We start from the raw sequence: 10,308 nt of genomic DNA, 5'->3' as shown, positions 1-10,308 counted from the left end.
GACTTCGGAGTTTTTCAGCTCTCTGCAAGAGCAAGGGTTTTATGCAGCAAAAACGGAGTCGTGCTGCATAAAACATACCTTGCTATTTGCTCCGACGCAAATAAATCCGTCCGTGAAGGACGGAAAACGATTCACTCAAAAAAGAACGCTTTATGCCTCGAAGGCTTCGGTTTACCGCTTGGGGGCAAAGTTACTAAGCGTTGTGCCTAAACCACTGACCTTTCACAGAGCCACAAATACGCAAATCGAAGCCACAAGTACGCAGTTAGCAAAAAGCTACTGACAACAGTACCATAAAGCCATATTTTTGCATTGTCGAATGTGTCTGCGAGGGTATATATCTTCGATAATATCCACTCTCGATGAACGAGATCCTCGAACGTATAAGTGTACGAAAGTGGATGCAATCGAACGATTGTCCTGATAAACGAAAATGAGAACCTCTACCAGAATACATAGGCTGGAGGTCGTGCCTATGCGGAAGTAACCCCATAGCTGTACCAATATCCGATAAAAGGCAGATTCTTTCAAAGAAGTGAATATGCCTATATTGAAGTGACCAATAGAATGTATCACGATTAAAACCAAAAGAGTATGACAAAGAAGAAAATTGGCACTGTTGATCCCGTTGCCATCCGAGAACTTATTTCACAGGGTATTCCTATGGAAAGAAAAGAGAGTGAGATGAAAAGCTCTCAAGTAGAAAAACAAGAAAAATCGGAGTTCCCAGATGATGCACCAATAGCAAGGGATTTCGTGAAAAGCCTAAAGCGAGAAAAGCGTATGGTCGCGAAAGGAGACTATGAATCCCTTTTTATCTGTCGAAACACCTTGAAAAATCGCAAGACTATCTATATTGCCAAAGAGCTGCAGGACACGTTGCGGAGATAGTCATGTCGATGAGAAACAGAGATATGACCATTGGTATCTATGTGGAGAACATCATCCTCCATCATCTTGAAACTTACAAGGATGAAATTAATAGATTAGCGGAGATGAAGTTCAAGAAGTTATTGTAAATTCCTATCTTCAGATGTTTTAAATGGAACTGTTTTTCTCCTTATCGTATTGCCCTACAACACCGAAGGGTTAGCTTACTGAGATACGGCAAACATCCCACGAGCAGAATGTTACCGAAGATAGAGTCGGGAGACAGGAATTTGTCTCTTTCTGCCGATACAAGGGCAAAGTCCTGCGAGGACTAGTCAAACGACGAAATGTGGAGTGTGCTCTGTTTTATGTAAATACACCTCTTGCGACATTTTTATGCTCCGCAAGGGGTATGTTCTTGCCTCATTCTTTACTTCTGTGCCAATATATCGAGTTATGACTATTTCGATCTTCTATATCCCCTTGTTCTTTAGTGGTAAAGATTGTTCTCCTGTAAAATAAAGGTATAACACGATCTTCTTAGAAGTAAGAATAAAGTAGGAAATATCAGGGATATGAGGATTTTGTAGAATAATCTAGCCCCCTCTTATTCTAAAATTCTGTGCTTTTACACATGTTTTTCGAGAAATCTTTCTTGGAATGATAGAAAAACACTACCTTTGTAGTCGAGAATTACGAGACAATTACACATAAAATTCGATTATAGGGATGATAAAGCGTGATAACTACTTGGCCGAATTGGTTTCGTTGCAAGACAATGGTATGATTAAAATAATAACAGGAATGCGTAGATGTGGAAAATCGTATCTCCTGTTTGAGATTTTTGTATCGTATCTTGAACAACAAGGAATTACATCAGATCATGTCATAAAAGTGGATCTTGAAGATTTCAAGAATAGAGATTTAAGAAATCCAGACAATTTGTATTCTTATATTGAAAATTGCATTAGAGATAAAGAGAAGTATTATGTGCTACTGGATGAAGTTCAGATGCTTGATCATTTCGAAGACGTTCTCAATGGTTTTCTCAAGATGCAGAATGTTGATGTATATGTTACTGGTAGCAATGCAAAATTTCTTTCGAAGGATATTATAACAGAGTTTCGAGGACGTGGATATGAAGTAAAAATGTTCCCATTATGTTTCCATGAATATATGTCTGCATATAAAGGCTCTATTCAAGCCGGGCTAAATGAATATCTGCTATATGGGGGATTGCCACAGATTCTGTCATGTACTACAGAGGAACAAAAAGTCAAGTTTTTGAAATCTCTATTTGAGGAAACTTATGTCAAGGACATTAAGGATCGGTATGATATACGAAAAAATGATGATTTAGAAGAACTTATCAACATTATGGCGTCTGGTATCGGAGCTTTGACAAATCCCAATAAACTTGCAAATACATTTCGCAGTGAGAAAAAATCATCTATATCCTATGACACAATAAAGGATTACATCGACTATTTATGTGATTCTTTTCTTGTTGAAAAGGCAACTCGATATGATATAAAGGGCAAACGCTATATAAACTCTCCATTCAAATATTACTTCATGGACTTAGGGTTGCGTAATGCTCGTATCAATTTCAGGCAATATGAAAAGAGTCATTTGATGGAAAACCTTATCTATAATGAAATGCGTGTTCGTGGATTTAATGTAGACGTTGGGGCTATTCCTATTGTAAATGTCAAAGATGATGGAAAAAGACAACGTTCCACTTTGGAGGTTGATTTTGTCTGCAATCTTGGAAGCCGAAGGTACTACATTCAATCCGCATACAGAATGGGAACAGAAGAAAAAGTGAAACAAGAGCGAGCATCTTTATTAAAAGTGGATGATTCATTCAAAAAGATAATCGTTATAGGTGAAGAATGCCCCGTTACAAGAGATGAACAGGGAATAACCACAATTAGTATTTATGATTTTCTTCTTAATAAAAATTCTCTAGAGCTATAAATTACAGAAATCCTTATGCTTATAAATAAATATACATTTTCCGGCCACGAAACTTTTGCTTGCAAAAGTCTGTGGCTAAAAAAAGGCTACGACTTTGTGAAAGACGGTCATTCATTCAATGATGAAGATGCTGTTGTCGCTTTGGGCGTAGGCAAAAATATGGTCACTTCCATCAGGTATTGGCTTCGGGCTTTCGGTCTGATTAACCAAGACAATGAAATATCGCCTTTGGCTGATTTCATTTTCGACACGGAAACAGGTTGCGACCCGTTTGTTGAAGACACCCAAACCCTTTGGCTGCTGCATTGGAATTTGATTTACACCAACTACGCAACCATTTACAGGCAGATTTTTCTCAATTTCCACAAGGAACGAAAAGAGTTTTCCAAAGCGAACATCTTTGCTTTTCTGAAGCGTAAGAATCTCGACAAGGCATTCAGCGGCATTGTTTGGAACGACAACACCATCAACAAGGACATTGCAATGTTGTTGAGAATGTATGTTTCTCCCAACACCAACATCTACGAGGATTATTCCGCTATCTTACTCGATTTGAACCTAATCAAGCGTATCGAGAAAGATTTGTATGAGTTCAACTATCCCACGAAAGCGAAAATCAATCCTTTGATTTTCTTCTATGCCATTCACAAAATATCAGATGGCAGTCAGGTTGTCGAGTTTGACAAAATGCTTGAACTTGCTCTTGTCTTTTGCCTGTCGCAAGGCGAACTATACGACATTTTCAGCCAATTGACAGCCATAAATTTCAACATAACGTTCGACAATTCAGCTGGTGAACAACTGTTTGCTGTAAAGCAGGATTTCAACGAGTTGGAAATCTTGAATATGTATTACAAATCAAAAGAAAGATGAAGTTTTCAACATCGGTCAATATAGAACGTGATAAGGATAAGGCCTTCAACTACATTGTAACAGCTAATGCCAAACAAACCATTGGCAAAATAGTTGATTCATTCACCGCTGGAATACACTCCTTCTGCTTGATTGGCTCATACGGCACAGGAAAATCTAGTTTCCTTTTGGCTTTAATGCAATGTTTAAATGGAAATCTTCCAATCGATAATCCCTTAATCAGAAATAAAGGACAGTTCAACGGCTTTACAAAATTTCGTTTCATAAACATTGTCGGAGATTATACTCCTTTAATAGATTTGCTTTATCATCATATTCAACCCAATACAAGTAAAAGAGTTAATATTTTTACGTCATTGGATTGTTTATACGACAACTGCAAAGCAGATGATTCGCTCTTGGTATTTGTTATTGACGAATTTGGTAAAGTGCTTGAACACGCTGCAAAAAACAATCCAGAAAAGGAAATGTATTTCCTACAGCAATTCTGCGAGTATGTCAACGACACTGGTAAGGATATTCTTCTGCTTACCACGCTGCATCAAGGTTTCAACGCATACGCAAAGGATTTGAAACTTGAACAAAAGCAGGAATGGACGAAAGTAAAAGGTCGTATTCAGGATATTGTTTTCAAAGAACCCATTGAGCAGTTGCTGAATCTCGCCGCCACAAAAATCGCTGCCAAACGAGAGGCTTCAAACAACAAAGCCATTCACCAAATCTACGATTTGGCTATTAAGTCGAAGTTCGCCAACGACAATCTGAAATCAGATGTCGTGTCGGCTCTATATCCGATGGATATTTTCGCCGCCTACATTCTTACGCAAGCCAATCAGCGTTACGGACAGAATGAGAGAACTTTGTTCTCGTTTTTAGAGGCCACAGGCGATGATTCCATTGTCAATTTCTCTGCATCGAACAATTCTCTTTATAACCTTACAAATGTGTACGATTATGTTCAATACAATTTCCATTCGTCCTTGACTGAGGTAAACGCCGATTCAACAAATTGGTCGGCAATCAAGATTGCCATTGAGCGTGTTGAGGGGCTTCCGTTGGAAGAATCGGAAATTGAAACAGCCATCGGACTTGTCAAGGTTATTGGATTGCTCAACATTTTTGCATCTTCAGCAACTAAAATAGATTCTGATTTTCTCTCCAAATATGCCCGATTGTCAATGGGGGGCAATGATATTCTGCCATTGATGGGCAAATTGGAAAAGGCTCAAATAATACGTTTTGCCAAATACAAATCGAAATACATTCTGTTTGAGGGTACTGATGTTGATATTGAAATTGGGCTTTACAACGCCTCACTCGAATGTAAGCGCACCGATGACTACATTGACAAGTTGAAGCAACTTTTTACATTCCGCATTTCAATCGCCAATGCTCATTACTACCGAACAGGAACGCCACGCTATTTTGAGTATCAGATAACAGATGAACCTATCACAAAAGTCCGTCAGGGTGAAAATGATGGCATTATTGATTTGATTTTTGCCAAAGACAACGGCTACTCCATCATAACAGACGAATGTTTGTCGCACAAAGGCATCGCCGTCGCCTATTGTGTTTTCAAGAATGCCCAAGAGATTATCGACCACATTTTTGAAATCGACAAACTGTATTGGGTGCGTGATTTCTACATCAAAGATGAAAACGACAAAGTGGCACACAAGGAAATCGAAAGCCTTATTGAATACGAGAAATCGCTGTTGAACAAGTCAGTAACCGACAGCCTTTTCTCTGACAATGTTCAGTGGGTTTTCAATGGCAAATGTATTGACTGCATTCGCTCACAAAAGGATCTGATGAAATTCCTTTCTGTCATTTCCGATACCATTTACAGTGCCACCCCTGTCTTCAAAAATGAGTTAATCAACAAGCACCGTCCAAGCGGTACAATGTCAGTTGCCCGGCAGAACTATTTGAATGCTCTGCTTGAAAACAGAGAAAAGGAAGATATTGGCTTCGACAAGGACAAGTTTCCACCCGAAAAGTCTATCTATCTCACTATGATGAAAAGCACTGGAATCCACGTTTCCGCAGATAATACTTTCGGTTTCAGCGAACCAACCGAGCCATCGTTTATGCCGCTATGGAACTGTTGTATGGACTTTTTGAAATCGGCACAGCAGAAACAGCTCAAAATCGGCGAACTTGCTACCATACTTTCAGAACCGCCATACGGCATAAAGCAAGGCTTTATTGAATCTTGGCTTCCGTCATTCCTGATAATCAAGAAAGATGATTTTGCACTATACAGCGGCGATTCTTACGTTCCGTTCATCAACAAAGATGTTTTGGATTTACTCTACCGCAATCCAAACGGTTTGTCTGTAAAGTCGTTTAGTGTAAAAGGTGTTAAACAAATCTTTTTTGACAAATATCGTGAAGCTGTCAATTTGCAGAAATCGGAGTTAAATAGTAGTGCTTTTATTGAAACTATTCGTCCGTTCCTTACGTTTTACAAGCAGTTAAACACCTACGCTCAAACGACAAAAGATATTTCTTCGGAAACAAAAAAGTTTCGTGATGTTATTGCACAGGCAACCGACCCCGAAGCAACTTTCTTTGAGCATTTGCCCGAAGCGTTAGGATTTCGCGAAGTGGTTCTGACACAGAAATCCGAAGCAATTGACAGTTTCGTATCCGTCTTGCAAAACGCCATTCGGAATTTGAGAAGTTGCTACGATGATTATGTAAAATCAATCGAACAGCAGATTATCAAAGCTCTAAAAATAAAAGAGACTGATTTTTCAGCATATAAGCCGATTATCGACAGCAGGTATAAATCCGTCAAGGTGGCTTTGATGCCTAACGATGTCAAGAATTTCCATTCCCGACTGACAGGCAACTTCGACAATCGTACAACGTGGATTGAATCAGTGTGCTATGCCGTTTTGAACAAGCCACTGGAAAAGATAAAAGACACCGAAAAGGCGTTTTTGCTCACTTCGTTACGCGATAAATTGTTCCAACTTGACGATTATGTTGAAATGCACAAAACTGACAATGAATCAATTCTCCGTCTGCATATTACCCAAAACAAAGAGGGTGCAATAACCAAACAGGTTGTTGTTCCGCAGGAAAGCATTCGGGAAGTCTGTCAGTTGGAAAAGAGAATTGAAGAATTGCTTTCTGCCGATAACACCGTCAATGTGGCGGCACTTATTAACCTGATAAAAAAGAAATTACAATGAATAAAGTCAGACACGTATTAGGCATATCAGGCGGCAAAGATAGTGCAGCATTGGCTATTTATCTGAAAGACAAATATCCAACGCTCGACATTGATTTCTATACTTGCGATACCAAATGCGAATTAACTGAAACAGAGCAACTTGTTGAGCGATTGCGATCATATTTGGGCAAGATAATCACGCTTCAAGCCGCTAAAGACAGCCCCGAACCAACACCATTCGACCACATTTTGAAAATCAACGGCGGTTTTCTGCCATCAGTTCAGCAGCGTTGGTGTACACAGAAAATGAAGTTAGCCGAATTTGAGAAATACGTAGGTAACGACATGGCGATTTCATACGTAGGTATTCGTGGCGATGAAGACCGTGATGGATATGTTTCTACGAAGCCTAATATTCAGTCCATTTTTCCGTTTCGAAGAAATATTTGGAGTTTAGATGTCATAAACAAGGTTTTAGGCAATGCCAGCATCGACAAGTTCAACGATTGCTATCGCTCTGTTGCCGATGATGATGTTTACGAGCAAGCACAAAAATTCATTATTGCACCACTGACAAAAGATTTCTTCTACTCGAAGAAACTCAATGCTTTGCTCGATGTTGATATAAAGACATTCAATCACGCCGTTTTCGCATTCCTCAAAGAATACACCGATTATCCTGTGGGCAAGTTGGATTCATTTCCCTTGCTTGATAACGAAGATGTACTTTGCAAAGAGGATATTTTAAGAGTACTGGAAGAAAGTGGAGTTGGGGTTCCCGCATATTACAACCTCATTGATTTTGAGGTTGACGGCAAAATCGGTCAATATTGCCGCAGTCGTTCAGGGTGCTATTTCTGTTTTTTCCAACAGAAAATAGAATGGATTTGGCTCTATGAGCAACACCCCGACCTGTTCCAAAAGGCAATGGAATACGAGAAAGATGGCTACACATGGATTCAAGGCGAACCACTTGAAAAACTGATTCGTCCCGAGCGTGTCCGCCAAATCAAACTCGACCACATAAAGAAAACAGAAGACTTGAAAGCAAAGAGCAAAAGCAAATTGCTGATAGATATATTTGAAGATGATGAAATTAATTGTGCTAATTGTTTTATATAGATGCTAAAAGAGGTAACATTTCCGGCACACCGCCATTTTAAATCGCGGACAGAGTGGGAGCCGATAGGTTTCTTCTCTGACTGCCTTTGCAATGCTACACAGTTCGATTTGATGTTAGGCTTCTTTTCCTCGTCCGCAATCAATGTTTTGGCAGACGGTTTCGCCTCTTTCCTCTACAATGGTGGTCGTATGAATCTGATTGTAAATGACATTCTTACCGAACAGGACAAAAACGCCATTGCCAACGGTGAACTTGATACACCAATTCCGTTTTTTGAAATTACAGACATTGAGAAACTGAAAAACACACTTTCGGAGCGTGATGCTCACTTCTTCGATTGTCTTGCGTGGCTTATCCGTAACAATCGACTTGATATAAGAATCGTTGCCCCCAAAGACGGCATTGGCATTTCTCACACCAAAACAGGCGTTTTCAGCGATGGCGTGAATAAAGTTGGCTTCGATGGCTCTTGCAACTTTTCACGGTCGGCATTGATTGACAACATCGAAAGCCTTACGGCTTTCTGCGATTGGGACGGTAACCCTTCATCCGCTACAATAAACAAAATCAATGGCGAATTTGAACTTGTGTTCACAGGCAAAGATGAGAATGTTGTTTTTGTTCCGACCGACAAAGTGAAAACCCACATTGCCGAATCGTTCAAGAACAAGGAACTGAAAGATTTGCTTGAAGATGAGTACAAATTTATCCAACAGGATATTGCCGATAAATCATTGCCAAAATCTGTGATTAAGGCATTAGATAAAGCCAAAAACAAGGTTGAAATTGAGATAGAGAAAATCAAGAAGCAAGGCGAAGTCGTTGAACCAATTGATTTTGGCAAGCCTCGTTTCCCATACGAATCTGGTCCACGTGAATATCAGAAACGGGCATTCGATAATTGGAAGAATAACAAGCAGAAAAGCTTGTTTGCTATGGCAACAGGTACGGGCAAAACCATTACCTCGCTGAATTGTCTGCTTGAGATATACAATAAGTTAGGCTACTACAAAGCCATTATTCTTGTTCCAACCATTACACTTGTCGAACAATGGGAAATTGAATGTAAAAAGTTCAATTTCAGTACTATTATAAAAGTTTGCTCGAAGTATAACAATTGGAAATCGGCTGTTGCCAATCTGCGCTTGCTCGAAATGACAAACGCTAACAACGATTTGTCTTACATCATTATATCTACCTACGCTTCGTTTGTCCGTTCCAATGTTTTTATGGAATTGAACCAATTTCCCAAAAACAAACTTTTGCTTATCGCTGACGAGGCTCACAATATGGGCGGTGGTCTGATGGCTCAACGCCTTTCGGACATAAAATATTTGCGCCGCATTGGGCTTTCTGCCACACCCGAAAGGCAGTTTGACGATACGGGCAACCGCAAACTGATGGATTTCTTTGGCTGTGCCGACAGTTACACATTCGAGTATTCAATGGCTGAAGCCATTCAGAATGGTGCTTTGTGCCGTTACTATTACTATCCGCACATTGTTCGTTTGACTGAAAACGAAATGGCTGAATACGTTGAACTTTCAAAAAAGATAGTCAAGATAATGGGCTTTCACGATGAGGAGAGCCAGGAACGTTTGAAAATGCTTTTGCTCAAACGCAAACGTATCATTCACAAAGCAGCAAACAAGTTGTCCGCTTTCAAACAGATTGTTCAGCAGCGAATGGAAGAAAGAGGCAGTTTGAAATACACTTTGGTCTACGTTCCCGAAGGTAACAAGCCCGACAATTTCGAGGCTGATATTTTCGACCAGTCCGACACCATCGCTTCCGACCTCGACACCGAACATTTGATAGACGATTTCACTCGCATTGTCCGTGATATGGATTCCCATATCATTGTCCGTCAGTTTACTTCCGAATCAACCGACCGCGACGCTATGCTCAAAGGCTTTGCCGATGGCAGTATTGATGTGCTTACCTCAATGAAATGTTTGGATGAAGGTGTTGATGTGCCGCGAAGCGAATTGGCTATTTTCTGTGCGAGCACAGGAAACCCACGCCAATTCATTCAACGCCGTGGTCGTGTCCTACGTACACACAAAGACAAACGCTTCGCCATCATTCACGACCTCATCGTAATACCTGATAATGTCTTTGATGAAGAATGCTACGCTTTGGAAAAAAATCTTGTGCAAAGCGAGTTGAGGCGAGTCCGTGATTTTGCCTTGTTGTCTGAAAATCTGAATGACACTGATAACGAGCTGCAAGATGTGTTGAATCATTATAATTTATCCATATTTAATTAGTGCAA

6 protein-coding genes and 2 pseudogenes are annotated in these 10,308 nt (G+C 39.9%); all 8 read left to right on the top strand.

The genetic code is table 11. The annotated features are described in order from the left end of the window. Nucleotides 1–283 (top strand): hypothetical protein (locus tag EII14_RS09500; RefSeq protein ID WP_233569406.1); only part of this gene is annotated, 283 nt, incomplete at its 5' end. A 311-nt stretch (nt 284–594) separates the two neighbouring features. Further along, nucleotides 595–1,019: pseudogene (locus EII14_RS07225) on the top strand (DUF3408 domain-containing protein). Between the two features lie 75 nt (nt 1,020–1,094). Beyond that, nucleotides 1,095–1,243 (top strand): annotated as a pseudogene (locus EII14_RS09495) (lysozyme); the annotation flags it as partial. Nucleotides 1,244–1,599: 356 nt separating this feature from the next. Continuing rightward, nucleotides 1,600–2,850, top strand: coding sequence for an ATP-binding protein (locus tag EII14_RS07215; RefSeq protein ID WP_370242131.1), 1,251 nt, complete (start codon nt 1,600–1,602; stop codon nt 2,848–2,850). Nucleotides 2,851–2,865: 15 nt separating this feature from the next. After that, nucleotides 2,866–3,723: a DUF4007 family protein gene (locus tag EII14_RS07210; protein WP_124931869.1), complete on the top strand. Its 858-nt coding sequence runs from the start codon at nt 2,866–2,868 to the stop codon at nt 3,721–3,723. Continuing rightward, nucleotides 3,720–6,929, top strand: a complete 3,210-nt coding sequence (locus EII14_RS07205; RefSeq protein ID WP_124931868.1) for a hypothetical protein — start codon at nt 3,720–3,722, stop codon at nt 6,927–6,929. The genes EII14_RS07210 and EII14_RS07205 overlap by 4 nt, the downstream gene beginning before the upstream one ends. Continuing rightward, nucleotides 6,926–8,032, top strand: a complete 1,107-nt coding sequence (locus EII14_RS07200) for a phosphoadenosine phosphosulfate reductase (protein WP_124931867.1) — start codon at nt 6,926–6,928, stop codon at nt 8,030–8,032. The genes EII14_RS07205 and EII14_RS07200 overlap by 4 nt, the downstream gene beginning before the upstream one ends. After that, nucleotides 8,033–10,303 (top strand): DEAD/DEAH box helicase family protein, encoded by a 2,271-nt coding sequence (locus EII14_RS07195; protein ID WP_124931866.1) that lies wholly within the window; start codon nt 8,033–8,035, stop codon nt 10,301–10,303. Nucleotides 10,304–10,308 lie beyond the last annotated feature (5 nt).

The sequence above is a fragment of the Alloprevotella sp. OH1205_COT-284 genome (genome assembly GCF_003859795.1).
Classification (GTDB): Bacteria; Bacteroidota; Bacteroidia; order Bacteroidales; family Bacteroidaceae; genus Alloprevotella.
The sequence above is the reverse complement of the archived record's forward strand: the minus strand, read 5'-3'. Positions and strand labels throughout refer to the sequence as shown.